Raw genomic sequence first — 671 nt, 5'->3', positions numbered from 1 at the left:
CTTTGTGATTCATGACTGGGGTGAAGTCGTAACAAGGTAACCGTAGGGGAACCTGCGGTTGGATCACCTCCTTACCTGAAGATACCTTCCCGCGAAGTGCTCACACAGATTGTCTGATAGAAAGTAACGAGCAGAAAAACCTCTACAGGCTTGTAGCTCAGGTGGTTAGAGCGCACCCCTGATAAGGGTGAGGTCGGTGGTTCAAGTCCACTCAGGCCTACCAGATTTGTCTCATGCTGCGTTATGTCTCCGGCTCGCATAGTTCACTATGCTTCGCGGAAACACGCCTTGCCTGAGCCAAATCAACGTTTCTCCCTGGAGAGAAGTTGAGTGGTAGTAGATGGTCTCTGCAGTGACTGTATGGGGCTATAGCTCAGCTGGGAGAGCGCCTGCCTTGCACGCAGGAGGTCAGCGGTTCGATCCCGCTTAGCTCCACCATTACAGTCCTGAAAAATACTTCAGAATGCACCTCAGGGCGCATTGCGAAGTTTTGCTCTTTAACAATCCGGAACAAGCTGAAAATTTGAAACGACCGCGTCGTATTCGTTCTCCGTAATAAGAACGATGCGCGATGCGGCCGGGTCTCAAGATTATCGCGATTCACAGCGTTCAAAACGCCTGTGGGTTGTGAGGTTAAGCGACCAAGCGTACACGGTGGATGCCCTGGCAGT

The 671-nt window shown here is 51.7% G+C and carries 2 tRNA genes and 1 rRNA gene; all 3 read left to right on the top strand.

Annotation, left to right across the window (positions count from 1 at the left end):
* Window positions 1–74, top strand: a 16S ribosomal RNA gene (locus F3J39_RS18705); the annotation flags it as partial.
* A gap of 72 nt (window positions 75–146) precedes the next feature.
* Window positions 147–223 (top strand) — tRNA-Ile (locus tag F3J39_RS18700).
* Window positions 224–362: 139 nt separating this feature from the next.
* A tRNA-Ala gene (locus F3J39_RS18695) sits at window positions 363–438 on the top strand.
* Window positions 439–671: the final 233 nt, after the last annotated feature.

The sequence above is a fragment of the Pantoea sp. Acro-807 genome, from assembly GCF_011752675.1.
Classification (GTDB): domain Bacteria; phylum Pseudomonadota; class Gammaproteobacteria; order Enterobacterales; family Enterobacteriaceae; genus Pantoea; species Pantoea eucrina.
This window is presented reverse-complemented; position numbering and strand designations above follow the sequence as displayed.